Annotated in this window: 25 protein-coding genes and 1 pseudogene; 15 read left to right on the top strand and 11 right to left on the bottom strand. The window is 64.8% G+C overall.

Annotated elements, in window-relative coordinates:
• The first annotated feature begins 68 nt into the window (after positions 1-68).
• From rfaE2 to AC1DZV_RS06535, 3 genes are all read left to right on the top strand, one after another.
• Positions 69-1679: a D-glycero-beta-D-manno-heptose 1-phosphate adenylyltransferase gene (gene rfaE2, locus AC1DZV_RS06545; protein WP_476953281.1), complete on the top strand. Its 1611-nt coding sequence runs from the start codon at positions 69-71 to the stop codon at positions 1677-1679.
• Entirely contained in the window at positions 1676-2200 is a 525-nt protein-coding gene (locus tag AC1DZV_RS06540) for a hypothetical protein (protein ID WP_476953280.1), read from the top strand. Before rfaE2 ends, AC1DZV_RS06540 begins: the two co-directional genes overlap by 4 nt.
• Positions 2201-2355: 155 nt before the next feature.
• The gene (locus AC1DZV_RS06535) at positions 2356-2529 is read left to right on the top strand and encodes a CsbD family protein (RefSeq protein WP_043435456.1); all 174 of its coding nucleotides are present in this window, start codon (positions 2356-2358) and stop codon (positions 2527-2529) included.
• Between the two features lie 102 nt (positions 2530-2631).
• Here AC1DZV_RS06535 and AC1DZV_RS06530 read toward each other — a convergent pair whose 3' ends face one another.
• Both AC1DZV_RS06530 and AC1DZV_RS06525 read right to left on the bottom strand, forming a co-directional pair.
• Positions 2632-2889 carry a hypothetical protein gene (locus AC1DZV_RS06530; RefSeq protein ID WP_028276206.1) on the bottom strand — a complete coding sequence of 86 codons (258 nt, stop codon included), beginning with the start codon at positions 2887-2889 and terminating at the stop codon, positions 2632-2634.
• A 191-nt stretch (positions 2890-3080) separates the two neighbouring features.
• Positions 3081-3506 (bottom strand): Hsp20/alpha crystallin family protein, encoded by a 426-nt coding sequence (locus AC1DZV_RS06525; RefSeq protein ID WP_476953279.1) that lies wholly within the window; start codon positions 3504-3506, stop codon positions 3081-3083.
• 132 nt (positions 3507-3638) lie between these two features.
• Here AC1DZV_RS06525 and AC1DZV_RS06520 point away from each other — a divergent pair, with 132 nt between their 5' ends.
• Complete coding sequence (locus tag AC1DZV_RS06520; protein WP_243177888.1) at positions 3639-3938, top strand: MerR family transcriptional regulator; 300 nt, start codon at positions 3639-3641, stop codon at positions 3936-3938.
• 125 nt (positions 3939-4063) lie between these two features.
• Here the strand turns inward: AC1DZV_RS06520 and AC1DZV_RS06515 are convergent, their stop codons facing one another.
• Positions 4064-4753 (bottom strand): HAD family hydrolase, encoded by a 690-nt coding sequence (locus AC1DZV_RS06515; RefSeq protein WP_476953278.1) that lies wholly within the window; start codon positions 4751-4753, stop codon positions 4064-4066.
• Positions 4754-4940: 187 nt separating this feature from the next.
• Here AC1DZV_RS06515 and AC1DZV_RS06510 point away from each other — a divergent pair, with 187 nt between their 5' ends.
• Complete coding sequence (locus AC1DZV_RS06510; RefSeq protein ID WP_476953277.1) at positions 4941-5765, top strand: VOC family protein; 825 nt, start codon at positions 4941-4943, stop codon at positions 5763-5765.
• Positions 5766-5849: 84 nt separating this feature from the next.
• Here AC1DZV_RS06510 and AC1DZV_RS06505 read toward each other — a convergent pair whose 3' ends face one another.
• Complete coding sequence (locus AC1DZV_RS06505) at positions 5850-6626, bottom strand: ion transporter (RefSeq protein ID WP_243177885.1); 777 nt, start codon at positions 6624-6626, stop codon at positions 5850-5852.
• A gap of 395 nt (positions 6627-7021) precedes the next feature.
• Between AC1DZV_RS06505 and AC1DZV_RS06500 the strand changes: the two genes are divergently transcribed.
• Genes AC1DZV_RS06500 through AC1DZV_RS06490 form a run of 3 tightly spaced genes read left to right on the top strand, consistent with a single transcriptional unit; the run spans position 7022 to position 11108 of the window.
• Positions 7022-8146, top strand: coding sequence for an S-(hydroxymethyl)mycothiol dehydrogenase (locus tag AC1DZV_RS06500; protein WP_476950269.1), 1125 nt, complete (start codon positions 7022-7024; stop codon positions 8144-8146).
• Positions 8143-8763: an MBL fold metallo-hydrolase gene (locus AC1DZV_RS06495; RefSeq protein ID WP_476953276.1), complete on the top strand. Its 621-nt coding sequence runs from the start codon at positions 8143-8145 to the stop codon at positions 8761-8763. The genes AC1DZV_RS06500 and AC1DZV_RS06495 overlap by 4 nt, the downstream gene beginning before the upstream one ends.
• Positions 8760-11108: an FdhF/YdeP family oxidoreductase gene (locus AC1DZV_RS06490; RefSeq protein WP_476953275.1), complete on the top strand. Its 2349-nt coding sequence runs from the start codon at positions 8760-8762 to the stop codon at positions 11106-11108. The genes AC1DZV_RS06495 and AC1DZV_RS06490 overlap by 4 nt, the downstream gene beginning before the upstream one ends.
• 219 nt (positions 11109-11327) lie before the next feature.
• On the opposite strand, the gene AC1DZV_RS06485 is transcribed toward AC1DZV_RS06490, so the two are convergent.
• Genes AC1DZV_RS06485 through AC1DZV_RS06470 form a run of 4 tightly spaced genes read right to left on the bottom strand, consistent with a single transcriptional unit; the run spans position 11328 to position 17259 of the window.
• A complete protein-coding gene (locus tag AC1DZV_RS06485; RefSeq protein ID WP_476953274.1) occupies positions 11328-13835 on the bottom strand; it encodes a GcvT family protein in 2508 nt (835 codons plus the stop codon).
• 21 nt (positions 13836-13856) lie between these two features.
• Positions 13857-14849, bottom strand: coding sequence for a formyltetrahydrofolate deformylase (gene purU, locus AC1DZV_RS06480; protein ID WP_476953273.1), 993 nt, complete (start codon positions 14847-14849; stop codon positions 13857-13859).
• A gap of 9 nt (positions 14850-14858) precedes the next feature.
• On the bottom strand, positions 14859-16874 hold the full coding sequence (locus AC1DZV_RS06475) for a BCCT family transporter (RefSeq protein WP_243177879.1): 2016 nt from the start codon (positions 16872-16874) through the stop codon (positions 14859-14861).
• A gap of 34 nt (positions 16875-16908) precedes the next feature.
• Entirely contained in the window at positions 16909-17259 is a 351-nt protein-coding gene (locus AC1DZV_RS06470; RefSeq protein ID WP_028276214.1) for a bifunctional 3-phenylpropionate/cinnamic acid dioxygenase ferredoxin subunit, read from the bottom strand.
• A 247-nt stretch (positions 17260-17506) separates the two neighbouring features.
• Here AC1DZV_RS06470 and AC1DZV_RS06465 point away from each other — a divergent pair, with 247 nt between their 5' ends.
• Together AC1DZV_RS06465 and AC1DZV_RS06460 are read left to right on the top strand one after the other, a co-directional pair.
• Positions 17507-18751 (top strand): NAD(P)/FAD-dependent oxidoreductase, encoded by a 1245-nt coding sequence (locus tag AC1DZV_RS06465; protein ID WP_476953272.1) that lies wholly within the window; start codon positions 17507-17509, stop codon positions 18749-18751.
• Between the two features lie 84 nt (positions 18752-18835).
• Positions 18836-19969: an aromatic ring-hydroxylating oxygenase subunit alpha gene (locus AC1DZV_RS06460; protein ID WP_476953271.1), complete on the top strand. Its 1134-nt coding sequence runs from the start codon at positions 18836-18838 to the stop codon at positions 19967-19969.
• On the opposite strand, the gene AC1DZV_RS06455 is transcribed toward AC1DZV_RS06460, so the two are convergent.
• Entirely contained in the window at positions 19938-20747 is an 810-nt protein-coding gene (locus tag AC1DZV_RS06455) for an IclR family transcriptional regulator (protein WP_028276217.1), read from the bottom strand. The two genes, AC1DZV_RS06460 and AC1DZV_RS06455, sit on opposite strands and share 32 nt — an antisense overlap.
• A 235-nt stretch (positions 20748-20982) precedes the next feature.
• On the opposite strand from AC1DZV_RS06455, the gene AC1DZV_RS06450 reads away from it, so the two are divergent.
• The 3 genes from AC1DZV_RS06450 (at position 20983) to AC1DZV_RS06440 (ending at position 22753) form a co-directional block, all read left to right on the top strand.
• Positions 20983-21186, top strand: a complete 204-nt coding sequence (locus AC1DZV_RS06450; RefSeq protein WP_043435465.1) for a hypothetical protein — start codon at positions 20983-20985, stop codon at positions 21184-21186.
• A 193-nt stretch (positions 21187-21379) separates the two neighbouring features.
• Positions 21380-21985, top strand: a complete 606-nt coding sequence (locus tag AC1DZV_RS06445) for a DUF1326 domain-containing protein (protein ID WP_028276219.1) — start codon at positions 21380-21382, stop codon at positions 21983-21985.
• A 105-nt stretch (positions 21986-22090) separates the two neighbouring features.
• The gene (locus AC1DZV_RS06440) at positions 22091-22753 is read left to right on the top strand and encodes a DUF2182 domain-containing protein (protein WP_459384654.1); all 663 of its coding nucleotides are present in this window, start codon (positions 22091-22093) and stop codon (positions 22751-22753) included.
• A gap of 74 nt (positions 22754-22827) precedes the next feature.
• On the opposite strand, the gene AC1DZV_RS06435 is transcribed toward AC1DZV_RS06440, so the two are convergent.
• A complete protein-coding gene (locus tag AC1DZV_RS06435) occupies positions 22828-23463 on the bottom strand; it encodes a TetR/AcrR family transcriptional regulator (protein WP_476953270.1) in 636 nt (211 codons plus the stop codon).
• Positions 23464-23599: 136 nt separating this feature from the next.
• Here AC1DZV_RS06435 and AC1DZV_RS06430 point away from each other — a divergent pair, with 136 nt between their 5' ends.
• A complete protein-coding gene (locus AC1DZV_RS06430) occupies positions 23600-24013 on the top strand; it encodes a carboxymuconolactone decarboxylase family protein (protein WP_476952217.1) in 414 nt (137 codons plus the stop codon).
• Between the two features lie 57 nt (positions 24014-24070).
• Positions 24071-24784 carry an NAD(P)-binding domain-containing protein gene (locus AC1DZV_RS06425; RefSeq protein ID WP_476953269.1) on the top strand — a complete coding sequence of 238 codons (714 nt, stop codon included), beginning with the start codon at positions 24071-24073 and terminating at the stop codon, positions 24782-24784.
• Here AC1DZV_RS06425 and AC1DZV_RS06420 read toward each other — a convergent pair.
• A pseudogene (locus AC1DZV_RS06420) lies at positions 24757-25515 on the bottom strand (MFS transporter); the annotation flags it as partial. The gene AC1DZV_RS06425 and the pseudogene AC1DZV_RS06420 sit on opposite strands and share 28 nt — an antisense overlap.
• Positions 25516-25600: the final 85 nt, after the last annotated feature.

Raw genomic sequence — 25600 nt, 5'->3', positions numbered from 1 at the left:
ACCACAGGGCCGCCGGAAAGGAACAACATGCCAGCGATCGTGCAGATCAGACACTGCGGGGTGAAGCCGTGACCCGCCCGCGCCCGCAGGATGGCGACGAGCGTCGGGGCGGCCTCTCGGACCAGCGCGGCCTGACCGGCTGGCTGCCCCGACGGCTGGCGGCGGCTGAGCCTTCCATCACCGTCATCGGCGATGTGATGCTCGACGGCTGGTGGTCGGGATCCATTGACCGGCTCTGTCGTGAGGCGCCGGCCCCGGTCGTGGAAGTCGGCCAGCGGAAATTCTCTCCGGGCGGCGCCGCCAACACCGCCGTGAACCTGACCGCCCTCGGGGCCAAGGTACGACTGGCAGGGCTAACGGGGCGCGATGATGCCTCGGCCGAGCTGCTCCGCCAATTAAGGGACAGTGGCGTGGACGCCACCTACGTGGACCAGGTGGCCGGTCTGACCACAACCACCAAAATCCGGATCAGCAGCGGCGGCCAAATTCTGCTCCGGCTCGACGAAGTCGCAGGTGAGACCCCGGCGGACTCCTTGAGCCGATTGGCACAATGTATCCCTCAATTGCTGCAAGACCAGGACGCAGTGGTCCTGTGTGACTACGGAGCCGGGGCGCTCAGCGGAGCGGTACGGAGCGCTCTGTTTGACGTGCTGCCGGGACGCTCGGATCTTCTGCTGGTCGTGGACGCGCATCAGCCACGCGCCTGGGCCGGACTGAAACCGGACCTGGCCACCCCGAACGCCTTGGAAGCTGCCGCCATGCTCGGCGTTAAGCTCACCGCCGGACCCGAGCGGGCGGCCGCCGTCGTCGATCACCGCAACGAGCTGCTGGAAGCGGCCGGCGCGGAGGCGGTCGTTGTGACGCTGGACCGCGAAGGGACGGTTCTGTTGCCCAAATCCGGGGAAGTCCACCGGACCTGGGCACGTCCCGTCCAGGAGGCGCAAGCATCCGGCGCAGGCGACACTTTCGTTGCCGCGCTGACAGTTGCCCGGGCGGCGTCACTGCCGCTGACCACCAGCGTTGATCTTGCCCAGGCCGCCGCCGACGTTGCGGTGCACCGTCCGGGAACTTCGGTGTGCAGTACTGAGGATCTCAGCCGTCACCTTGAGGGGTTCACCGGTGCCGCCCTCGACGCCGACGAGCTCGCCCGGCAAGTGCGCCGGCACCGTGAGGAGGGACGCCGCGTGGTTCTCACCAACGGGTGCTTCGACGTCCTGCACCGCGGCCACACCCGTTACCTCAATCAAGCCAAACAGTTGGGCGATGTCCTGGTGGTGGCTCTGAACAGCGACGAATCCGTCAGCCGGTTGAAAGGGCCCGGACGGCCCATTAACACCATCACAGACCGTGCCGCTGTGATTGCCGCCCTTAGCTGCGTGGACTATGTCACAGTTTTCGACACTCCCACGCCCATTCCCCTGCTCAAGAGGATCCGTCCGGAGATCTACGCAAAGGGCGGCGACTACAGCCCCGAAATGCTGGCAGAAACCTCCGTCGTGGAGCGCTATGGCGGCCGGGTGGCGATCCTGGACTACGTTCCTGAACAGTCCACCACTGCGGTGGTGGACCGGATCCGCAGCTTCGACGGCACACCCCGCAGCAAATCCCCCGACCATGCCGGGGACACAGCCGGTCCGCAGACGACCATCAGTCCGATCACAGAGGGGAAATTGCGATGAAGAAGAGCGCCGATTCCGAAGATACAGCTGCCAGCCATTCCTTGTCCGCATACTTGCACAGCCATCTGACCGCCGCCAGCGCGGGGGAGCGTCTCTTCGAGCAGGCCGCCAAGTCCTGGCGGGACACGTCCCATGCCGGCGAAGTCGGCAGGCTCGCAGCCGAGGTGAGTGAAGACAAACGGGCGCTGGAAGAAATCTGCGAACAACTTCATTCGAGCATGCCTGCCTACAAGAAGCCCGTTGCCTGGGCCGGGGCGCAGGTTGCCGCCCTCGATCCGCTCAACCCGCTGCATTCCATCGAGGGAGCCAAAGGGCAACTCGAGCTTGAGTCGCTGATCTCAGCCGTCACCGGAAAACTGCTGCTCTGGAAGACACTCCAGGTGCTGTCACGTGAAGACAAGCGCATCGACCCGGACCGCATGGAACAGCTAAGTAACCGCGCGGCGGTCCAAATTCAGGCCCTGGAGACATTGCTGCTGGACACTTGCCGGACTAGACTCGCGCCTGCCGCGAAGCCGTGAGCATTCCGGAACCGTGAGCACCCAAAGAGCCGGCAGCACCTGGGCTGTGATCCGCCCACGCGATGCCCAGCATCTCGCGCTGCAAACCCTGGGTGCTTAAACTTTTAGTATCGCCGCTGGCGACCGGCCCGCGGCGCAACCATCGGAGGACCATCATGGGAGCGGGAGACAAGATCCAGAACGCCGCCGAGAATCTCGGTGGCAAGAGCAAAGAAGCGGCCGGCAAAGCTACCAACGACCCGGCGCTGGAAGCCGAAGGCAAAGGGGACCAAGTCAAAGCTGACCTGAAGCAGGCCGGCGAAAAGGTCAAGGACGCCTTCAAGAAGTAATGATTCCGGGAACGGCGCGAGCACACCGGCGGGCGCACTTGTGACCTGCTCCCGAGAGTTGGAGTGGGTGCGAGGCCTGCGCCCGCCGGGAGGTGTGCCGGATCAGGCCAGGTTGGGCGCGCTGGCCAGGATGTAATCCGTAGCGGCCGGTCCGGTCATAGTCAGGCGGTTGTCCGCAGGATTGATCCGGTGTTCCTTCAGTGCCGCCCAGAGGGACCGGGCGGGCTGTGGCCGGTCCTGGTTTATCAGGCACCAACTCGTGTAGAGGCCGTAGAGCTCGTCCTTCCCCAATCCGGTGTCGGACTCGCGGCCAGTGGCGAGAGCTTCGCTAAGGAACCTGTCAAAGTGGGTGGTGGTCATGTCAGTTCCTTTCCTGCAGTTGCTCGTGGCCGGCCCCTCGGCTTCAGCTTGGCTGACTTCGTTGTTCCGGATCCGGCCTGGGATGTGGTGAGAATTCTGCCCGGTGCGCGACGCCCCCGCCTGGGCTGGGCGCCGTCGCTCAATTCCCTGCTTGGCTGACTGCTTTCCTGACGGCGTCAGTGTGGAGGCAGTCAGGCGCTGATCTCCTGGGCCTGGTCACTACTGGTCTCGATCTGGATCCGGCGGGGTTTTGCCTTTTCGGCGATGGGGATCCGTAGCAACAGCACGCCCGCGTCGTAGCTGGCCTTCACCGCCTCGGTGTCCAGGGCATCGCCGAGGATGATCTGGCGGCTGAAAACGCCGCGGGGACGCTCGGACGCAATCAGTTCCGTGGTGTCGTCCGTCAGATTCTTCCGTTCGGCGCGGACCGTCAGGACGTTGCGTTCGATGTCGATGTCCACCGAGTCGACGTCCACCCTGGGCAGATCGAATGCGACGACAAATTCCTCTCCGTCTTGCCAAGCGTCCATGAGCATCGCGGCGGGCCTTGCCGCCGTGCCGAGGACCTGCTGGGTGAGCCGGTCGAGCTCGCGAAACGGGTCGGTGCGCATCAGCATGGCTATCTCACTCCCTACAGATCGTGTATGACGTTGCCCAGCCAGATTATCTATCCTGACTGCGATAGATTTTTTATAACACCGGTGCCACACTGGTGCAAGAGGTTAATTAACAGGTCTTAGGAGGATCCTATGGGGCCGGACACCGGTGGGGCCGCGGGCGTCTATGCCATCTCTGTGGCGGCCGAACTCGTGGGGATGGGACAGCAGAATTTGCGTCTCTACGAACGCAAGGGGCTGTTGCAGCCGGGCCGGACCGACGGCGGTACCCGCCTGTACAGCGAGCAGGATTTGGTAGCGCTTCGCAGGATCAGCGCGCTCCTTCAGGACGGGCTCAACCTTGCCGGGATCCGGGTCGTCCTCGAGCTGGAGGCGGCCAACCGGCACTTGGAACGCGAACTCGCCGCAGCCAAACGACGAAGTAATCCCTGAGCCGGGCCGCCACGTCACAGCTCAGCGGACCACGCTGTGTTCAATTCGCCGCTGGCTGACTTGGGCCCTGGGTGGGCAGTCCGCGCCGGGAGGCTCCGGGCGCCCTGAGGCCAGGCGTGCCGTAGTCAGGCGCTCAGCTTTCCAATCGCGCTGCTTTCAAGGTTTTCCAACAGGTGCCGCGGATTGTCGTAGACCTCTGCGGCACCGGCCTCCCGCAGTTCGGCTTCGCTGATTCCGCCACAGGTCAGGGCAATGGCGGGAACTCCGATTGCCGCGGCGGCCAGCACGTCCCAGACGGCGTCGCCAACAAACACGACGTCCGCCGGGCTGAGTTCAAGCTTGTCCAGGCACGCCAGCAGAATGTCGGGAGCGGGCTTGCTCTCGGCGGCGTCGTTGGAACTGGTCCACGCATCAATGGACGTGCCGGCGTCCAGGAGGCGCCGGGTGACGTCCAGGTCGCGCTCCTGCGCTGATGATGCCAAGCCTACGGCCAGCCCGGCGTCGGAGCATGCGGCCAGGAGGTCCCGGGCAGAGTCGAAGGGGCGCAGGGAAGGCCAGTAGGTGGAGAACACGGCGCCGTGCGAGGACTTGAGGTCGTCCTGCATGTCCTTGGTGCACCCGGGGACCAAGTGTTCGATGAGCTTGTCGCCGCCCATGCCGACGCAGCGGTGGATAGCCGAGATCTGGACGTCCAGCCCCTCCCGCCGGAACGCCTGCCACCAAGCAAGGGCGTGGAAATAGCTGGAGTCAATCAAGGTCCCGTCGACGTCGAAAAGGACGCCGCGTTTCTTTTCGGATTTTGAACCTGGCACCATTGCTACTCCACCTTTAGTTGAGGGCCGCATGTGCCTGACCAGGCAACGGCTCGGCCCATATCGGATCTTTCCTGACCGGGGTCCGAAGGACCTCTCAAAGACTCATAGTAAGACTATTTAAATAGAGGAGTTGAGCGCCCGGCCGGGCCCCCGCTCGTTAGGCTATGTCCATGGACGGGAGCGAGATGTGACGCAGCGAACCTACCCTCAGGGCGTACCGTGTTGGATCGACACCGAGCAGCCCGACGTCGAGGCGGCCGCCGAGTTCTATGCCGGCCTCTTTGGCTGGACGTTCGAGGACGCCGTGCCGGCGGGCGCGCCGGGCCGATACTTGATAGCCAAGCTCGATGGCCAGGACGTCGCCGGGATGGCGGACGCCCGTGGTGCCGCGGCATGGAATACCTACATATCCGTCGAGGACGCGGATACCGCAGTGCAGCGTCTGGTCGCAGCCGGCGCTACGGTGCGGTCGGCAGCCGCAGACGCTGGAGAAGGCGGCCGCAGTGCTGCGTTGACCGATCCAGGGGGCGTCGGGTTCCGCATTTGGCAAGCCAGGCGACGCTTGGGGGCACAGGTCGCCAATGCGCCGGGGTCCTGGAATTTCAGCGACCTCCACACGCCTAACCCCGGCGCGGCCATCAAGTTCTATGAGGACGTGTTTGGCTGGCAAGTCGACGACCTCGGCTTCGGGATCATGGTCCGCAGGCCCGGTTACGGTGATCACCTTGAGGCGACAATCGATCCGGGCATCAGGGCGAGGCAGTCAGCCCTGGCCCCTCCACCTGGCTTCGAGGATGCGATCGCCTGGATCGCGACCACGGCCCCCGACGAGCTGCCGCAGTGGCACGTCTCGTTCACCGTTGCCGACCGGGACCAGACGGTGGTTGATGCGAAGCGGCTCGGCGCCCAAGTCCTTAGCCAAAGCGAGACCGAGTGGACGCGCACGGCACTGATCCGGGACCCCCAGGGGGCGGAGTTTACCGCCAGCCAGTTCACGCCCCCGTCTGGTTGAACAATCCCTTCAACAGAGGCGCCGGGTCAGAGGCGCCGGGTCACGAGGGGCTGGCACACGTGGCGTCGGGTCTGGCGCGAACTTTCACTCGGTTGGCCCGGCAAGGAGCTTTCTGATCTCGGCGAGCTTTGCCTCGGACTCTTCGAGGCTCAGGCGGAGCCCCTCGACCGTTGCGGCACTCGTGTCAGCCGCATCGACGGGCGGTGCGGAAGCCTTCTTGGGAGCCAGGAAGAAGTTGGCCAGATAGCCGGTGAATGTGCCGAAGATGCCGACACCGACGACGATGATGCCCGTCCCGATCATGCGGCCCGCATCGGTGACCGGATATTGGTCACCGTATCCGACGGTCGAGATCGTGACGATCGTGTACCAGAGGGAGTCCGAGGCGGTCGTGATGTTGGCCCCTGGGGCGTACTGCTCGACGCCGAGCATCGTGAGGCTTCCGAATTCCAGCACGAAAATGCCCATGAGCAGCAGTATGTACAGGGAGCTGCCGGCCCGATCTTTGATCAGCGCTCGGCCGACCGTCTGGATGCCGACATCGCGAAGCAGCCGGTACACCCGGGCAAGCCGGAAAACGCGCAGGATCTTGAACTGCGCCAAAGGCACACTGGCCAACAGGTCGGCCCAGCCGAAGTGCTTGAAGAAATAGGCGCCCGCCGATGGTGCGGTGAAGATCCGGTAGAGGAAGTCGGCGACGAAGATAATGCTGAACAGGGCGTTCATCGCCTTCAGTACGGTGTCGAGCGACTCGTCCTGCGCGGCGTACAAGAGTACGAGATTGACGATCGACAGGATCGAAAGGATACCGATGAAGATTTCGTATCCGATGCTCTTCAGTTCATTGCGTTCCTTGCTCATGTGAGGATTCTGGCACGCGGGCGGCGATGTAGCTGACACTTTTTGCCCAGGTTGCTGGCGCGTACAAAAGGGATCTGCGTGGAGTTCTGTACGGTGTCGCGCGCCGCAGAGCTTTCACGTCAGGACGCGAAGGTCGCACTGCGGGAATCTATTGACACTCCGGTGTGATGACTGCCATATTTTCAGAGTACGCGCTATGTGAATCGTGTTGTGTAATACGCAATTCGATGGCAGGTGGGGGACGTGCCCTCACCGTCCAAGCACAGGACAAGAGCTTGGGGGCACGGGCAGACGATTTCGGGCCGCAACGGCTGGGCCAGATTGGCATCGCGTGTCCGTCGCCAAGAGTCCCGCAAAAGAGTCCCTCGCGGACTCAGGAAAGGAACACAGGAACGATGGTTCACAAAGTAAAGGCGGTCATCGCCAAAGAAAAGAATGCCCCTGTTTCGGTCGAGAACATCCTCGTGCCGGATCCCGGACCCGGTGAGGCGCTCGTGGACATTCTGACCTGCGGCGTCTGCCACACGGACCTCCACTATAAGCAGGGCGGAATCACCGATGATTTCCCCATCCTGCTGGGCCATGAGGCCACCGGCGTGGTCAGCGCCGTCGGCCCGGACGTCACCGAAGTGGCTCCCGGGGACCGCGTGATCCTGAACTGGCGCGCGGTGTGTGGCGAGTGCCGTGCCTGTGCCAAGGGCCAGCCGCAGTACTGTTTCAACACCCACAATGCAACGCAAAAGATGACTCTTGAGGACGGCACGGAGCTCTCGCCGGCGCTCGGCATCGGGGCCTTCGCCGAGAAGACGCTCGTCGCGGCCGGGCAGTGCACGAAGGTTGACGAGGACGCCGATCCCGCAGCTGTCGGGCTGCTCGGCTGCGGTGTGATGGCGGGCATCGGCGCCGCCATCAACACCGGTGAGGTCAAGCGCGGCGAATCCGTCGCCGTCATCGGCTGCGGCGGCGTGGGCATCGCCGCGATCGCCGGCGCGAAGCTGGCTGGCGCGACGACGATCATCGCGGTGGATATCGACGCCAACAAAGTGGAAATGGCCAAGTCCCTCGGCGCCACCCACGGCGTGGACTCCAGCAGGGAAGACCCGATAGAAGCCATCCGGGCGCTGACCGGCGGCAACGGTGCCGACGTCGTGATCGAGGCGGTGGGACGCCCCGAAACGTACAAGCAGGCGTTCTACGCCCGGGACCTCGCCGGCCGCGTGGTGCTGGTGGGTGTGCCGACGCCGGACATGTTGCTCGAGTTGCCGCTGCTGGATGTCTTTGGCCGCGGCGGGTCGCTGAAATCCTCCTGGTACGGAGACTGCCTGCCGTCCCGCGACTTCCCGATGCTGGTCCAGCACTACAAGCTCGGCAATCTGGACCTGGACGCCTTCGTCACCGAACGCATCACCATCGACCAGGTGGAAGAGGCCTTCGGCAAGATGCACGAGGGCAAGGTCCTGCGCTCCGTGGTTGAAATCCGGCCGTCCGCCGATCTCGCGGCCGTGGCGGAGTCCGCATGAGCGTCACCATCGAGAGCCTGGTGACGTCGGGGACGTTTTCGCTCGACGGCGGCACCTGGGACGTGGACAACAACGTCTGGATCGTCGGCGATCGCGAAGAATGCGTGATCATCGACTCCCCGCACGACGCAGCAGCAATCATCGACCAGGTCCGCGGCCGGAAGGTCCTTGCCATCCTGCTCACCCATGCGCACAACGACCACATTGGCGCGGCCCGCGAGGTCGCAGCGGCGGTGAATGCCCCCATCCACCTGCACCCCGATGACCTGATGCTCTGGGAACAGGTTTATCCCGACGTCAAGCCGGACCGTGATCTTGCCGATGGCGAGGTCTTCCGCGTGGGAGGCGCGACACTGAGGGCCATCCACACCCCCGGCCACTCACCCGGATCCACCTGCTTCCTGCTGGCGGGGGAGGGAACGGTGTTCACCGGCGACACTCTGTTCAACGGGGGCCCGGGGGCGACCGGCAGGTCCTACAGCGACTACCCCACCATCCTCGCCTCGATCCGGGAACGGCTGCTGACGCTCCCTCCCGAGACCGTGGTCCGCACCGGGCACGGCGACAGCACCACGATCGGGGCGGAGCGGGAGACGCTGGCCAAGGTGAAGCTGTGAAATTAGGCAGGCAGCCGGCTCCCGTCGCGGACATCAACGAGGACGAGCTGGAAGTCCACACACCGAAGAAGCAAGCAGCGGGCGTCAAGGCGGTGATGGTGGCGCTGGAGCGCGCCGTGGCCCAGGCCGGAGTATCCCGGACGGCCCACTCGCTGCTGCGGCTGAACCAGCGCGGCGGGTTCGACTGCCCGGGTTGCGCGTGGCCGGAATCGGACAAGAAGCGCAAAACGGCCGAGTTCTGCGAGAACGGCGCCAAGGCGGTGGCGGAGGAGAACACCCTGCGCACGGTCGGGGCGGAGTTCTGGGCCCGGCATTCCATCGCCGAACTGGCTGGGAAGACGGAATACTGGCTGGGCAACCAGGGCCGGCTCAGTGAGCCCGTGGTCATCCGCGAAGGAGACACGCATTATTCGCCGATCTCCTGGGCCGAAGCGTTCGGTCTGATCGGGGAGCACATCCGCGCTTCAACCCCTGACCGCTGCGTCTTTTACACCTCCGGGCGCACGGCCAACGAGACCGCGTTCATGTACCAGCTGTTCGCCCGGGCCCTGGGCACCAACAACCTGCCGGACTGCTCAAACATGTGCCACGAGTCCTCGGGCTCGGCGCTGAATCCGACCATCGGGATCGGCAAGGGCACCGTGTCCCTTGACGATATCCACGACGCGGAACTGATTTTTGTGGTCGGGCAGAATCCCGGCACCAACCATCCCCGGATGCTCTCAGCGCTCAAGGAATGCAAGGACAACGGCGGCAAGGTGGTGGCGGTGAACCCGCTGCCCGAGGCCGGGCTGTTCAACTTCAAGGACCCGCAGACCGTCTCCGGTGTGCTCGGCAACGGCACACCTTTGGCCGACGAGTACCTGCAGATCAAGGTGGGCGGGGACCTGGCTTTGTTCCAGGCCTTGGGCCACCTGCTCTTGGAGGAGGAAGATCGGGCACCCGGCACCGTCGTCGACCGGACTTTCGTCGAGGCGCAGACGGACGGCTTCGACGCCTACCGCGACGCCCGCCGGGAGCTGGACTGGGACGAAATCGAGAAGGCCACCGGCCTGGCCCGGACGCAGATCGAGGACGTGGCCGGAATGCTGATCCGGTCCAAGGCCACGATCTTCTGTTGGGCCCTTGGCGTGACGCAGCAGCCGCACTCGGTGGACACCATCAAGGAAATGGTCAACGTCCTGCTCCTGCAGGGCAACTTCGGCAAGCCCGGGGCCGGGGCCTGCCCGGTCCGCGGGCACTCCAACGTCCAGGGTGACCGGACCATGGGCATCTGGGAGAAGCCCAAGGAATGGCTCCTGGAGGCCCTCGACAAGGAATTTGGAATCCAGTCCCCGCGCGGCCACGGCGTTGACGCCGTGGAGGCCATGGAGGCCTTCGAACGCGACGACGTGGACGTCTTTGTGTCGATGGGCGGCAACTTCTCCCTCGCCTGCTCCGACACCGAAACCCTCGAAGCCGGGATGCAGCGGATCGGCCTGACCGTCCACATCTCCACCAAACCGAACCGTTCCCACGTGGTGCACGGGCGCACCTCGCTCATCCTGCCCACGCTGGGCCGGACGGACAGGGACGACAAGCACCCGGGCGGCGCCCAGTTCCTGTCCGTGGAGGACTCCATGTCCGTGGTCCACTCCACGCAGGGCAGACTCCAGCCGGTCTCCGAGCACCTGCTCGCGGAGCCGGTGATCATCGCCCGGATGGCCGACGCCACGTTCGGCGAGGACCACCCGGTCAACTGGAAGGCCATGGCCGGGGACTACGACGTGGTCCGGGACCACATCTCCCGCGTCATCCCGGGCTTCGGGGACTTCAACGCCCGGATCCGGACCAAGAACGGCTTTGTTCTGCCCAACCCGCCGCGGGACACCCGGTCCTTCAAGACGGACATCGGCCGCGGCCGGTTCACCGTCAGCCCGCTGGAGTACCTCACCCCGCCGAAGGGCCACCTGGTCCTCCAGACCATCCGCAGCCACGACCAGTACAACACCACGTTCTACGGCGTGGATGACAGGTACCGCGGGATCTCGGACGGGCGCAGGGTAATCCTGGTGCATCCGGAGGACTTGGCAGAGCTTGGTTTCCGGGACCGGGACCTGGTGGACGTGGTGAGCACGTTCCGGGGTCACGACCGGCAGGCGGACAAGTTCCGCCTGGTGGCCTACCCGACGGCCAAGGGCTGCGCTGCGGCGTATTTCCCCGAGGCCAACGCCCTGGTCCACAAGGAGAACGTGGCACGGGAATCCAACACCCCGGGCTTCAAGGCGATGTTCGTCCGCTTCGTGCCGCACCCTGTGGAGCGCCTCGAGCCGGCTGCCGCGCTTGGGGCGGCCACGGCGAGCTAGCCACTACGACGGAGCGGCCCCGCTTCCTGGTTGGAATCCAGCCCGGGAGGCGGGGCCATTTTGTTGCGCCTCTTTGCTCCAGGTGGCAGATGACGGCAGTGTCCGACGCCGGGACTGCCGTTAAATGCCAGCTGGCGGCAGGAGGGCGGACTCCATTGTCTGTTCGCGCGAACGGCCCGCCAGCCTCGGGATTTCCCCAGACCGGCGGGCCGGATCGCGTCAGCCGCGCAGCCGCTCCATGCCGGGATCGAAGAGTGGCTCGGCCGTGACGGTCGCCGCGATGCGCCCGCCGAAGTACTCCACCTCTACGGCGTCGCCCTCGGTCACCGAGGCAGGCAGCCAGGCGTAGGCGATCGGCTTGCGCACCGTGTAGCCGTACGCGGCGCTGGTGACATAGCCCGCGGCCTCGCCGTTGACGTACACCGGTTCCTTGCCCAGCACCATGGACGTGCCGTCGTCCATGGTCAGGCACCGCAGCGCCCTTGTGGCCGGCTGATCCCTACATGCGGCCAGGGCTTCGCAGCCCACGAAGCCCTCTTTGTCCTTGGCGATCGAGAATCCCAGGCCGGCCTCATAAGGGTGGTGCTGGGAGGTCATGTCCGTGCCCCACAACCGGTAGCCCTTCTCGAGCCGCATGCTGTTGAACGCTCCACGCCCGGCCGCGATGATGCCGTGTTCCTTTCCTGCCTCGAAGAGGAGGTCCCACAGCTTCAGCCCGTACTCGGCGGTGGTGTATAGCTCCCAGCCAAGCTCGCCTACATAGGAGAGCCGCATGGCGGTGACGGGGATGCCGCCCACCGAGATGTCCTTGGTGCGGAAGTACTTCAGGCCCTCGTTGCTGAGGTTGTCCGTGCTGAGCTTGCCGATCACTTCACGTGCCAGCGGCCCCCAGAGCCCGATGCAGCAGGTGCTGCCGGTGATGTCGGAAACGTGCACCCACCGGGCTGGATCCGCCGCCGACTGCTTCCTGGCCTCGACACGAAGGTAGTCGAAGTCCACGTTGCTGTTCACGCCGAGCTGGAACTGCTCCTCAGCGAGCCGGGCGACCGTCACGTCGCTGCGGATGCCGCCGTCGTCCGCCAGCAGGAGGCAGTACGTCACGGCCCCCGGCTTCTTTGCGATGGTGCCGGTGCTCAGCCGCTGCAGCAGTGGCAGCGCCCCGGGCCCCGTGACCGCCAGCCGCTTCAGCGGCGTCATGTCATAAAGCCCGACGGCGGTACGCGTCTTCCACGCTTCGGCCGCCGAGATGGGGGAGTGGAACATCGCGGACCACTCGTCCCGCTCGGGTGCCTGCCATTGCGCCGGCAGTTCGTCGAGCAGGCCGCGGTTGGCCTCGAACCAATGCGGGCGCTCCCAGCCAGCGGACTCCAGGAAGAACGCCCCGAGCTCCTTCTGCCGGATGTTGAACGGGCTGACGCGCAGGTCCCGCGGGGATTCCTTGGGCTGCAGCGGGTGCAGGACGTCGTAGATTTCCACGAAGTTCTGCTGGGACGTTTCGCTGACATACTGGTCGCTGGTCTGAACCTTCTCGAAGCGCGTGAGCTCGCAGCCGTGCAGGTCGGTGCGGGACTGGCCCTCGGTGAGCAGCTCCGCCATGGCCCTGGCGACGCCGGCTGAGTGGGTGACCCAGACTGCCTCGGCAACGAAGAAGCCGTCGACGTCGGGGGACTCGCCCATCAGCGGGCCGCCGTCGGGAGTGAAAGAGAAGATGCCATTGAACCCGTCCTCGATCCGGGCCCCGCGCAGGGCCGGAAGGAGGTCCTGGCTGTCCTCCCAGGCGGGCAGGAAGTCTTCCATCGTGAAGTCCAGGCGGGAGGGCATGCGGTGATCCGACATCTCCTCCGCGCCAACCCTGGGAAGCCGTGCCATGTCCACCGGCATCGGTCGGTGCGCGTAGCTGCCGATGCCGATCCGGTCGCCGTGCTCGCGGTAGTAGAGGTCCTTGTCCTGGAAGCGCAGGATGGGCAGTCGGGCTCCGTTGGGAAGTTCGTTCCGGCCCTTCAGCTCTGGAAGTGGCGTGGTCTTCACGTACTGGTGCGCCAGCGGCAGCAGCGGCACCTTCAAGCCAACCATCTTGCCGAGCTCGCGGCCCCAGAACCCGGCGCAGGACACCACAATGTCCGCCGGGATCACGCCGTCGGCCGTTTCGACGCCGGTGACCCTGCCCGAGGCCTGTTGGATGCCCGTCACGGTGGTGGAGCCGAGGTAGGTCACGCCGGCTTGGCGGGTGCGGCTGATCAGCAGCTGGACGGCGCGGGCCGCGGAGGCCAGGCCGTCCGTCGGGACGTGAAGGCCGCCGAGGACCTCGTTGCCGTTCGCCAGCGCCCCGGTAGTCAGCAGCGGGTAGTGCTTCCCGCACTCGTCGGGGTCGATGATCCGGCCTTCGATACCCCAAGAGGTGGCGTACCCCAGCTTGCGCTTGAGGTCCTGCAGCCGCACCTCGGTGGTGGCAAGCTCAAGCCCGCCGAGCTGGTTGAAGCAAGACACTCCGTCGGCGCTGAGGGAGAGCAGCTTGTCCACCGTGTAGCTGGCGAATTCCGTCATGGTCTTGGACGGGTTGGTCTGGAAGACCAGGCCGGGGGCGTGCGAGGTGGAACCGCCGGCCAGTTCCAGCGGACCCTGTTCGACGACTGTGATGTTGTTCCAGCCGCGGCTGGCGAGTTCGTCCGCGAGGTTGGTGCCGACGATGCCGGCGCCGATGATGACGACGCGTGGTGATGCGCTCATAAGTTGTTCTCCTGGTTCGCGTTAGCGGAATACGACGGTGCGGGTGTTGTTGAGCAGGACGCGGTGCTGGCAATGCCACTTCACAGCCCGGGACAGGGCCTGTGATTCGGCGTCCCGGCCAACCGTCACCAGGGCGTCCGCATCCAGGCTGTGGTCCACCCGGAAGACCTCCTGCTCGATGATGGGGCCCTCATCCAGGTCCGGCGTCACGTAGTGCGCCGTGGCCCCGATGAGCTTCACGCCGCGGTCGTAAGCCTGGTGGTACGGCTTCGCGCCCTTGAAGCCCGGCAGGAAGGAATGGTGGATGTTGATGGCCCGGCCGCGCAGGTTTGTGCACAGATCATTGGACAGCACCTGCATATACCGCGCCAGGACCACCAAGTCGGCGTCGTACCCGGCCACGAGTTCCAGCAGCCGCGCCTCGGCTTCCGGTTTGGTGTCGGGGGTCACCGGAACATGGATGAACGGGAGCCCGGCGTTTTCGGCCATAGCGCGAAGGTCCTCATGGTTGGAAACCACGACGGCGATCTCCGCACCCAGGCTGCCCGCGCGCCACCGGTAGATCAGGTCGTTCAGGCAGTGGCCGAATTTGGAGACCATGACCAGGAGGCGCTGCGGCCGGCCGTCGTGGAAGGTGAAGTTCATGCCAAATTCGGCGGCCGTTGCCGCGAAGCCGGCCGTGAGCCTCTCCGCGATGGAAACCCGGTCGTTGAGCCCGTCGGAACCGGGATCTGGACGGGTTCCGTCACCGGTGTCCGTGCGCCCGCCGGTGAAGGCGGTGCGCAGAAACAGGTTCCCGCTGACGTGGTCATCGAACTGCTGATGCTCCACGATGTCGAAACCGCGGTCGGCCAGGAAGGCGGTGACGGCCCGGACGATGCCGGGCCTTTCGGGGCAGGCCAGGGTGAGGACGAACTCAGGCGTGCGGGTTTTGGGCGACGAGGGCTTAGCAGCGGCCTCGGCCGTTGCGGCTGGAATGCCGCCGGCGGGGCGGCCATCAAGAATTGTGGTCACGATTTCCTCCTACTTCGTGGCGACAGCGTCGGGAGAGGCTCCGGATTTGGCGTCGCTGTCTGTGGCATCGCCGGGGCAGCGGGTGGCTGAGGAACAGCGTCCGTCGCACTCATGCTTGGTCACGAGATCAAACTGGACGCCTCCGTGCTGTTCCACGCCGGTGCGGATGGCACGTTCGACGACGGTCGTGGCGAGCCTCTGTCGCAAGGCCAGCGGATCGCGGCGCAGGTCACGGGCCAGTGCGACGCACAGCAGCAGCATGACCAGAACGAAAGGCAGGGCGGCCACGATTGTGATGCGCTGCAGGCCGGATAGCGCTTCGGACGGTTCATCGCCGCCGGCCAGGAGCATCACGGCTGCCACTCCGCCGGTCAGCAGGCCCCAGAAGATCACCAGTCCGCGGCGAGGTTCGCTGGCTCCGTTGGAGCTCAGCGAGGCCATGATAATGGAGGCTGAGTCTGCTCCGGTGATGAAGAATATTGCCACGAGGACCATGGCCAGCACGATGACTGCGGTGGTTGCCCAGGCGGGCATGTTCAGGTTCTTGACCAGGTCGAAGAGGGCACCGTCGAAGGATATGGAGGGTGCGCCGTCGACCATTTTCACGAGGCCGTCAGCGGGGTTCTCTGTCTTGTCGGCTTGCTGCTGGATGCTGAAGGCAGTGCCGCCGAAGATGCCGAACCAGATCACGCTGACAATGCTCGGAACCAGCAGTACTCCGGTGACGAACTGCCGGATGGTGCGTCCCCGGCTGATGCGGGCGATGAACATTCCAACGAACGGCGTCCAGGACAGCCACCAGGCCCAGTAGAAGATCGTCCAGCTGGACATCCAGCTCCGCAGTGCCTCGTCTCCCACTGCTTCCGTCCGGGAAGACATTTCGGCCAGGTCCCTGGCATAGTCACCGATCGCGGCTGGAATCAGGTTGAGGATGAAGAGCGTGGGGCCGGCAACAAAGACGATGAGTGCCAGGACGACGGCCAGGACCATGTTGATGTTGGACAGCCATTGGATACCGCGGCTGATGCCGGATACCGCGGAGGCCACGAAGCAGGTGGTCAGGATAGCCACGATCACCACGAGCACCGGGGTGCCGATCTCCCCGACCCAGCCGTTGGACGTCAGGCCGCTGCCGATCTGGAGGGCGCCAAGGCCCAACGACGCTGCGGTACCGAACAGTGTGGCGAAGATTGCCAGGATGTTGATGAACTTGCCGACGGGCCCTTCGACCATCCGTATGCCAAAAAGCGAGGTGAAGGCCGCAGAGATGAGTTGTTTGCGCCCCAGACGGTAGCTGCCGTAGGCCATGGCGATGCCAACAACCGCGTACATTGCCCAGGGGTGCAGGGTCCAGTGGAAGATGGACGTTGCCATGGCGGTCTGGATGGCTGCGGGGGTCCGTCCGTCCACGGTTCCGGGCGGCGGTGAGATGTAGTGGTACAGGGGTTCAGCCACGCCGTAGAACATGAGCCCGATGCCCATGCCTGCGGCAAACATCATGGCTATCCAGGAGATGGTGCGGAATTCGGGTTTTTCCCCGTCTTTGCCTAGCGGGATGTTGCCGAACTTACCGACGGCGAGCCACAGCACGAAGACCACGAAGAGAGAAGCCAACACCATGAAGAGCCAGCCGGTGTACTCCATGACCCAGTCGAGAACGCCCTGCGACGTGGCAGAAAGGCTATCCCTTCCGAGGAAACCCCACATCACGAAGGCGACGGCGCATGCGCCCGTGATCCCGAATGTGACCTTGTCGAGGGTCAGCTTGCGGTTCCGGCGTTCCGTCACGGCCCGCTCGGTCTTGCCCTGACGCAGTTCCTGCAGGAGCTGATCATAGTTTTCGGTATCCGGGACGAGTGCGGGAGGGAGGGGATCCGGGGCAGTTGGCTCCGCTTCCAAAGGTGTTGAAGGCGTGAGGACTGCCGCCTGCCCGGCGGGGGTGGTGACGTTGACGTCGGTGTCCACACCGATGTCACTGTTCAAGTTCGTGTCGCTGTTCAAGCCAATGTCACTGTTCAATGCCATGAGGGATTCCTCTGTTCGGATTCATGGGCTGGGGCTAGACGTGGCCGTCCACTGTCAGGCCTGGGGGGAGGTTGGGAACCTCATTGGATTCGGTGATCATGATGTCGCCGTCGATCACTGTGACTTCGTGGGAGCGGACCGGCAGCTTGGCCGGCGGGGCGTCGACGCTTCCCGTACGCAGGTTGAACCTGGATGCGTGGAGCGGGCATTCGACCCAGCAGTCCTCCACCCAGCCGTCCGCCAGGGAAGCATCCTGGTGGGTGCATGTGTCGTCAATGGCAAAGAGTTCGCCTTCCTCGGTGTGGAAGACGGCGATGGGCGGTGAGGTGTTCAGCCGCAGCGCTTCCCCGGGCGCCAGTTCGCTGAGCGGGCATGCCTTGTGCATGGAGGGACCTCTTCTTCGGTCGGGATCCTTGGCTGTGCAACTGCCGCTGGTGGTGTTCCGTAGTGAACAACAGCAATCGCAATAAGCAACAGAGTGCGGTAGGTCACAATGCTTGTCAAGGTATTACCTCTCTGTTTCGTGCCAGGGTCCCTTTGGCGGAAGGACCCTTGACAGTGGGCGTGGCATGGATCACGCTGTTGCACATAGCGATTGTTGTTGCGTAAGAAGCAATTGAAGGGACGTCGAAATGCAGGCGCTTGCGATTGTGGGAGCTTCCCTGGCGGGTCTTTCCGCCGCCCGGGCGGCCCGCGCCCAAGGCTTTACCGGCCGGCTGGTCATTATTGGCGACGAGCCGCACCGGCCGTATGACCGGCCGCCGCTGTCCAAGGACTTCCTGCTCGGCGCCATCACAGCGGAGGACCTTTTCCTGGAGTCCGACGCCGACGAGCTGCAGGCCGAATGGCTGCTCGGTTCCGGAGCCGCGTCTTTGGATGCCACTTCGCGAACCATCCTCCTGAGGGACGGCCGCAGCGTGACAGCGGACGGAATTGTCATTGCCACCGGCGCGAAGGCACGGCAGTTGCCTATCTTGGCGGGGCTGAGCAATGTGTTCACGTTGCGCACCCTGGCGGACGCACAGAGTCTTGCCCCCGAGCTGGTGCCCGGGAGCAGGATGGCTGTGATCGGGGCCGGTTTCATCGGCGCCGAGGTGGCCTCCGCTGCCGCGTCGCGTGGCATGGAAGTCACGATGATCGACACCAAGGCCGTCCCGTTCGCCGCCCAGCTCGGTACGGAGATGGGCGGCGTGGTGGCCGGGCTCCATGCCGCCAACGGCGTGGAGTTCATTTCCTCAGCAGTCATAGAGGACTTCTACAGCGGCGAAGGCAACGTCACCGGGCTCCGGCTGGCCGGTGGACGCTATGTGGCCGCCGACGTCGTGGTGGTTGGCATTGGAGCCGAGCCGAACACCGGCTGGCTGGAGGGCTCCGGCGTGGAGCTCCGCGGCGGTGTGCTGTGCGATGCCATGGGCCGCACCGGTGTCCCCGGGATCGTGGCCGTGGGCGACTGCGCATCCTGGTTCGACCTTGCAGCCGGCACACACCGCCGGGTGGAGCACTGGACCGGTGCCCTGGAGCGTGCGGCCCTGGCCGTTGAGGCGCTGCTGGACTCTGATGCCACGCCGAAGCCGGCAAAGCCTCACTATTTCTGGTCCGACCAGTACGGCGTCAAGTTGCAGTTCGCCGGCCACAGTGCCGGCTATGACCGGGTGGAGATCGAAGCCGGCGACGTCCTGACGCATAGCTGTCTTGCCGTGTACTACCGCGGGGATGTTCCGGTGGCTGTCCTCGGGATGAACCAGCCGCGGCTGTTCACGAAGTGGCGACGCCTGCTCGCTGCACCCGCCCGGCCGCTGGGCGCGCCCAGCGGGCAGGCTGCCTGTGCGGACGCCTCCGCGCTGGTGGCCCTGGTGGGGGCTGCCGCCGTGTCCTGATAACCGTGCCTGAAACCTGACCCAAAAATCCCGTCCCAACAAGTTCCAGCTTTCGTTGTTCGTTTTGTTCGTTAGGAGGACAAATTGTCTGTTGAGGTAAGCGCCCCGAGTCTGATCCCCACCCTGCCCGGTTACACCTACGTGGATGAACCCGTATTCCGGGCGGAGCAGGAGCGGATCTTCGAGCAGATGTGGTTCTGCGCCGTCCGGTCCGCGGACCTGGACAAGGCGGGTGCCTGGAGGACGGTCCAGGTGGGGCGGGAGAGCGTGCTGATCAGCCGGACCCGCAAGGGCGGAATCCGTGCCTTCTACAACATCTGCCGGCACCGGGGCGTCAAGCTGTGCATGGAAGAGCAGGGCGAAGCCGCCCGCTCGTTCCAGTGCCCGTACCACGCCTGGACCTATGACTTCGAAGGCAAACTCATCGCGGCCCCCAACCTGACCAAGATGCCGGACATCGACCGGGACGAGTACGGCCTGGTGAAGGTCCATATCCGCGAATACCTGGGCTACGTCTGGGTGTGCCTGGCTGACGAGCCGCCGTCATTCGAAGAGGAAGTGATGGGTGCCATCGAGGAACGGCTCGGCGACCTCAAAGCGATCGAAGGCTACGACGTGGCCAACCTCAGCCTGGGCCGCCGGATCCGCTATGACGTGAAGGCGAACTGGAAACTCATCATCGAGAACTTCATGGAGTGCTACCACTGCGCCACCATCCACCCCGAACTCACCGAGGTGCTGCCGGAATTCGCTGACGGCCTGGCGGCGCAGTACTTCGTGGGCCACGGCGCCGAGTTCGGCGAGGACGTCAAGGGTTTCACCATCGACGGCTCGGAAGGGCTGGACCTGATTCCGGGGGTGGGGGAGGACCAGGACCGCCGGTACTACGCCATCACCATCAAGCCCACAGTGTTCGTGAACCTGGTCCCGGACCACGTGATCATCCACCGCATGTTCCCCATGGCCGCGGACCACACGATCGTGGAGTGCGACTGGCTCTACGTGCCCAGCGTCGTGGAGAGCGGCAAGGACGTCAGCGCGTCCGTGGAGCTGTTCCACCGCGTCAACCAGCAGGACTTCGACGCCTGCGAGCGGTGCCAGCCGGCCATGGGATCGAAGGTCTATGCCAAGGGCGGCGTGCTGGTGCCGAGTGATGCTCCAGCAAGCCCAACCACCAGCGTGGAGTTTAACGCCCGGTGTAGCCCATCTTCGCGCTGATCTGCATCCCCGCCTGTTTCAGCGCATCGAGGAGTCCCGGCGCCGTCTCCGGATCAAAACGGAAGGCCGGCCCGGAAATGCTGACCGCGCCGATCACGGCTCCCACATGGTTGTACACCGGCACGGACATCGAGTTGAGCCCGATTTCGAACTCCTCCCGGACCACTCCGTAGCCGTCACGGGCGACGTCGATCAGCTGGCTTTCGAGCTTGTTCCTGTTGGTGATGGTCCGCGGCGTCCGGGCCGGAAGCCCGGTCTCCTTCAGGACACGGTCCCGCTCGTCCGCGGACAGTGCAGCCAGCAGCACCTTTCCACTGGAGGTCGCGTGGAGCGGCGTCAGGCTGCCCACCCAGTCGTAGGTGGCCAAGGTTGACGGGCCCATGGCCTGGTCCACGTTGACGGCGTAGTTGGAGCGCAGGACGGCCAGGTTCACCGTCTCCTTGAACTCCTCCGCCAGGCTTTCGAGTACGGGCCGGGCCTCGCGGACCAGGCTGAGCCGCCCGGGGATGGAGCTTGCCAGCCTCAGGATGCCGAAGCCCAGCTGGTACTTTCCGCGCTCGCTGTTCTGGTGGACCATTTCCCGGCTCACCAGCGAACCCAGCAGCCGGGAGACTGTGGACTTGTGGATGCCCATCTCGTCGGCGATTTCGCTCACGCCCGCGTGGCCGTCCCGCGCCAGGATTTCCAGGACCATAAGCGCCCGGTCCACTGACTGGACACCGCCGTGCTGGCCCGACTCCGCATCGACGTCGGACTCGGGGTCATTTTTGGAAGCCATGATCCATACTCTCAAGTAGTTTCTGCGGCTTGCTTACCCGCCACAAGGCCGCCTGTAGCGTCCTCTCGGTTAGTTCCACAGTTTCGATCCTATGCCGTGACGTGTGATGAGGCCGACATTGGGTAGGGACCCGCGCCAAGGAAGCCCAGCGACGCCCGGATCCGCTGACGACTGCGCCCCTCAGGAGTAGGGTTTGCCTTGGCAGACGAAGGGGTCGGCAGACGAAAGGGTCCACATGAGCTACAAATATCGAACCGTCCGGGTTCGCGGCACTGACCTGGTTGGAACCATCGCGCGCAAACACGGGGGCGCGCCTGAGATCTACGAAACCTCGAAGGACCCGAGCACCTCGGTTGTCCCGGTGTTCTTCCAGGCAACGGGTGAGGTCCGGTTCTTCGACAGGTCAATGCTGGAGGACGTCGTGACGCCGGCCAGCTAGCAGCGGTGTTGCACCGCTGCTGCAAACGGAAAAGTCGCCTTGGCGACCGTTCCGGCAGGACGACCCGCGCCCCTTTATTCGAAGCGCGGGGCCGGCCGGGAGGGCCCTTTGCGTGGGTGTCCGCATGGCGTTGACACTGCTCAGGGCCGCGAGGAGGATTTGTTTTGGGGGGCCTCTTCGAAAGGAGCCCTAAATGCCGTGGCATGTCGAAGGTACCTATTTTGAGAACTGCAATTGCGACATGGTCTGCCCGTGTACGGCGACAGGACAGACGGCACCGGCGGACAATGACCGCTGCAACGTGGCCTTGGCCTTCCACGTGGAAACCGGCGAAGTCAACGGTGTCGACGTCGGCGGTCTGACAGTCTGCGTCGTGGCCGATACCCCGGCCCTGATGAGTGAGGGGGGCTGGAAGGTCGGTCTCCTGATGGACGCCGCCGCCTCCGCCGAGCAGGCCGAAGCGCTCGGTGCAGTCTTCGGCGGCCAGCTCGGCGGACCGATGGAGGGCCTCGCTCCCTTGATCGGTGAAATGGCGGGCATGGAGTCCCAGGAAATGGCCTACGCCGACGACGGGCGGAACCATCAGGTCCGTATTGGCAGTGCCGTTGACATGGTGGTCGAGGACTTCATGAATCCATTTGATTCCACAGGGCGGGGAGTGAAACTTAGTGGGGTCGGATTCCCGGCCGACACTCTGGCAGCGGGCACAGCCAGCACCGCCAGCGTCGATGTGTTCGGGATGACCTGGGATAACGCCGGTAAGAACTCTTTCTCGGCCCCCTTCGCCTGGTCCGCTTAGGTGCCGGGCAGCAGCCGCCTGACAGCCGGCCACCATGCCGGAGAGTTGGCGCTGATCGGGTGCGCCGCACTGGCCTGGTACCTGACTTTCTTAGGCCTTTCCGACATGTCCACAGGCCCGGGAACGATGGGATTGAGGCTCTGGGGTTTCCTGGCGGTGTGGACGCTGATGATGGCAGCCATGATGTTGCCGGCGCTGGCGCCCCTGACTTCGATGTATCTCAGATCCATCCGCGCCGTGCGCAGCAGCCGGGTCAGGGCCATCCGGACAACGGCCCTGGTAGGCGGCTACCTTCTGACATGGATCGGATTCGGCGTCGTGGCCTACGCGGCCGCGGCCCTGTCTGCGCTGCTGGCTGAGAACGCGGCGGACATCGCACCCTGGGTGGGTGCCGGCGTCCTCGTGGCGGCCGGAGCCTACCAGCTGACCCCGCTGAAGGACTTCTGCCTCAGGCACTGCCGGTCGCCCATAGCCTTCCTGCTGCACGTATCCGGGTACAAGGGCCGCTTGCGGGACGTCCGCGTCGGCATGTATCACGGCGTGTACTGCGTCGGCTGCTGTTGGGGGCTCATGCTGGTGCTGATTGCCGTGGGCGTGATGAACCTGGCGTGGATGGCCGTGCTCACGGTAGTTATCTTCCTGGAGAAGACATGGAAATACGGGCCCGCCTTCAGCCGGATAACTGGTGTCTCGCTGATCGTTTTCGCGCTCTTCGTCCCGGCGCACCCGGAGCTGCTGCCAGGGCTATACATGCCCGCGCCCATGTGAGGGACGCTGACCACCGTCTTCGAATAAGAGTCAGGGGATCGACGTCGGCACGGGGCCCCGCGCCGTCATCGCTTCTACGGCGTGCCCCCGTGGGCGGGTCGGCGCGAAAACAGCGTGTTGACCAGCCGGACCCCAAAGCCTTCATTCAGCGGCGAGCCGCTCAGGAAGAACCGGTAGTAGATCGGCCCCAGCAGGAGGTCGGTGAGCATCTCGGCGTCGACGTCCGGGCTCAGGTCTCCTCGGGAGATGCCCCGCTCCACCAGGAGGCGTACATCTGCCACCCGGCGGTTCACCACCCGCTCCCGGTAAGCACGCGCAAGTTCCGGGTCCGCAGCGACCTCCGATACGAGGCCCTGCATGATGCGGCCTATCAGGGTGGAGCTAAGGAGCTCGATGGTGCGGTCAACCACTGCCGCCAGTTCGGCGTACGTATCCCCGACATCCGGCGTCGTCCCCAGGTACTCGACCGAGTCCAGCAGGACGGCAAGTGCGAGGTCGGTCTTCGACCGATACCGGCGGTAGATGGTCGTCTTGGCCACGCCGGAACGGTTCGCCACGCCCTCGACAGTCAGGCCGTTGACTCCAGACTCCGCGAGCATTTCCCTCGTTGCGGCAAGAATCAACTTCTCCGTCCTCGCGCGCCGACCCGTGTCCGCGGGTTGAGGGGCCGCGGCCGTCCCGTCCTCGCCCGTCACTGTGGGGTTAGCCACATCCACGCCCCCTTCCCGTTCCGCGCCAGAAGCGCTAAAGTTAATAACGCTACGCAACGTAGCGTTTCGTGGGTGGTTGAAGCAACCCCCACCCGACAAACCCACAACCACCCTACGCACTTTTAGGAGCGCCGACATGGCCACAGATCGTTACCAGCGCGGACTCGACCGCATGATGGAACTCGTCTCCACGGAACACGCCAACACCTTCGACCACGTCAAGCTCGTCGAGTCCTACAAGAGCCTGGACGAGGACCTGTCCGACTACATCGTCTCCTTCGCCTTCGGGGACATCTACTCCCGGACTGCCCTGACCCAGCAGGAGCAGACACTGGTGACCATCTCCACGCTTGTTGCCCTGGGCACCGAGCCCCAGTTGAAGTTGCACATCAACACAGGTTTCAATGTGGGCCTGACCAAAGAGAAGATCGTCGGTGCCCTGATCCACTGCATCCCCTACATCGGGTTCCCGCGCGTACTTAACGCACTGACCCTCGTCAAGGAGGTCATGGCGGAGCGCGGTCTGACCCCGGACTCACCCACGGACTGAGATGCTACTCCGCCCATCGCCTCCCACAATCTCCTCCCTCACACTCAAGGAACGCTCATGCATTTGGTAATAGGACTCGGACCCATCGGCGGAAACATCGGCGCACACCTCGCCGAGCTGGGGCAAGCTGTTTATGGCTACGACTTCAACCAGGACCGCATCCGGGAGTGGTCGGACGAGAACAAATCACCTGCCGGCAACGACCTCGCCGGTGTTGACTGGCCGTCGGTCGACAGCGTCCACATTGCGGTGCGGTTGGCCGACCAGGTCTCCTCCGTGTTCGAGGCCCTCAAAGACCATACCGAACGGCCGCTGACCGTCTTTGTCCACACCACGCTCGCACCCGCGGACGCCCGGAGGATCTTTGCGTCGGCTCCAGAGTCCTGGCGCGCGTTCGAAGCCCCGGTCTCAGGCGGCCCCCAGGGTGCACGCCACGGTTCGATGACCATCTTCCTCGCCGGCCCTGCCCCCACCGACGCCGAGGGCAGGTTGCTGGCTGACATCTCCGGCCGCGTCTTCCGGATGCAGTCCTATGGCCAGCCGGCCTTGGTGAAACTCCTCAACAACGCCCTGGCTACCTACAACCTTGCCGCCACATCACGGATGCTCAACCTCGCGGCCGAACACGGAGTACCCGCCGGGGACCTCTTCGAGGTCATCGGTGTCTCCACTGGGCAGAGCTGGATGAGCGACAACCTCGTCGACGGGTCAGCCCGCCGCGGCTGGCTCACCTGGGAGCGGGATCAGGCGGTCGTGACGGTGTCCAGTTGATGCACCCGGTCCGCCGCCCGGCGACCACCGAGCAGTTCCGTCGGAGTCTTGGACGTCTCGCGCAGCCCGATCACCGCGACCGCGGCAATGCCGGCGGCAACCGCGCCGAAGATTGCCACCGGAAGCCAGCCCGACGGGCCCGGCTTGAGGAGAATCGCCGCGACCATCGGGGCGAATCCGGCAAGGAGGTTGCCGAGTTGGTTGCTGACGGCCATGCCCGTGAACCGGACGGGTGCGGGGAATTGCTCGGCGAAGAACGATGTCCACACGCCGTTGTAGCAGCTGAAGAACAGCGTCATGTTAAGGAACCCGAAAATCGCGATCAGCACGATATCCGTCGTCGAGATCGCCCAAAGGTATCCGAAGATCGTGAGCGAACAGCCGGCAGAGGCGATCAGCATCGTCTTCTTGCGGCCGATGACGTCGGAGAGGTAGCCGGCCGCAGGGATTCCGATAATCGACAGCGCAATTGCGCCGGAGATGATCGCGAGCATCGCGCTCCGGTCCACCCCGACTGAGGTGGCATACGAAAGGCTGAACACGGCGAACAAGGTCTGCATCGCTGCCATCAATGACGCCCCGGCGACGCGGATGACCTTCCGCCAGTGGTACTTGAACACGTCGTTCAACGGCAGCTTGCGAACGGCGCTTTCTTCCTTCGCCTCGGCGAACACCGGGGTTTCGTCCAGGTGGCTCCGCACGTAGTAAGTAATGACGACGACGACGGCGCTGAGCCAGAAGGGGGGCGATCTCCTGGCAGCACGCCCGGATCATCGTGGACGAAACCAGCAGCCTGGATGCGGCCGGGGCGGCCGC

The sequence above is a fragment of the Arthrobacter sp. P1_D12 genome, assembly GCF_056406175.1.
The sequence above is the reverse complement of the archived record's forward strand: the minus strand, read 5'-3'. Positions and strand labels throughout refer to the sequence as shown.

What these genes read in the sequence shown, in the direction of transcription:
- AC1DZV_RS06455 (WP_028276217.1), bottom strand. Translation starts at nt 20,747, where the DNA reads ATGGCTTCCAAAAATGACCCCGAGTCCGACGTCGATGCGGAGTCGGGC.
- AC1DZV_RS06485 (WP_476953274.1), bottom strand. Translation starts at nt 13,835, where the DNA reads ATGAGCGCATCACCACGCGTCGTCATCATCGGCGCCGGCATCGTCGGC.
- AC1DZV_RS06450 (WP_043435465.1), top strand. Translation starts at nt 20,983, where the DNA reads ATGAGCTACAAATATCGAACCGTCCGGGTTCGCGGCACTGACCTGGTT.
- AC1DZV_RS06515 (WP_476953278.1), bottom strand. Translation starts at nt 4,753, where the DNA reads ATGGTGCCAGGTTCAAAATCCGAAAAGAAACGCGGCGTCCTTTTCGAC.
- AC1DZV_RS06470 (WP_028276214.1), bottom strand. Translation starts at nt 17,259, where the DNA reads ATGCACAAGGCATGCCCGCTCAGCGAACTGGCGCCCGGGGAAGCGCTG.
- AC1DZV_RS06465 (WP_476953272.1), top strand. Translation starts at nt 17,507, where the DNA reads ATGCAGGCGCTTGCGATTGTGGGAGCTTCCCTGGCGGGTCTTTCCGCC.
- AC1DZV_RS06475 (WP_243177879.1), bottom strand. Translation starts at nt 16,874, where the DNA reads ATGGCATTGAACAGTGACATTGGCTTGAACAGCGACACGAACTTGAAC.
- AC1DZV_RS06535 (WP_043435456.1), top strand. Translation starts at nt 2,356, where the DNA reads ATGGGAGCGGGAGACAAGATCCAGAACGCCGCCGAGAATCTCGGTGGC.
- AC1DZV_RS06540 (WP_476953280.1), top strand. Translation starts at nt 1,676, where the DNA reads ATGAAGAAGAGCGCCGATTCCGAAGATACAGCTGCCAGCCATTCCTTG.
- AC1DZV_RS06445 (WP_028276219.1), top strand. Translation starts at nt 21,380, where the DNA reads ATGCCGTGGCATGTCGAAGGTACCTATTTTGAGAACTGCAATTGCGAC.
- AC1DZV_RS06505 (WP_243177885.1), bottom strand. Translation starts at nt 6,626, where the DNA reads ATGAGCAAGGAACGCAATGAACTGAAGAGCATCGGATACGAAATCTTC.
- AC1DZV_RS06520 (WP_243177888.1), top strand. Translation starts at nt 3,639, where the DNA reads ATGGGGCCGGACACCGGTGGGGCCGCGGGCGTCTATGCCATCTCTGTG.
- AC1DZV_RS06530 (WP_028276206.1), bottom strand. Translation starts at nt 2,889, where the DNA reads ATGACCACCACCCACTTTGACAGGTTCCTTAGCGAAGCTCTCGCCACT.
- AC1DZV_RS06525 (WP_476953279.1), bottom strand. Translation starts at nt 3,506, where the DNA reads ATGCTGATGCGCACCGACCCGTTTCGCGAGCTCGACCGGCTCACCCAG.
- AC1DZV_RS06425 (WP_476953269.1), top strand. Translation starts at nt 24,071, where the DNA reads ATGCATTTGGTAATAGGACTCGGACCCATCGGCGGAAACATCGGCGCA.
- AC1DZV_RS06440 (WP_459384654.1), top strand. Translation starts at nt 22,091, where the DNA reads ATGTCCACAGGCCCGGGAACGATGGGATTGAGGCTCTGGGGTTTCCTG.
- AC1DZV_RS06500 (WP_476950269.1), top strand. Translation starts at nt 7,022, where the DNA reads ATGGTTCACAAAGTAAAGGCGGTCATCGCCAAAGAAAAGAATGCCCCT.
- AC1DZV_RS06430 (WP_476952217.1), top strand. Translation starts at nt 23,600, where the DNA reads ATGGCCACAGATCGTTACCAGCGCGGACTCGACCGCATGATGGAACTC.
- AC1DZV_RS06495 (WP_476953276.1), top strand. Translation starts at nt 8,143, where the DNA reads ATGAGCGTCACCATCGAGAGCCTGGTGACGTCGGGGACGTTTTCGCTC.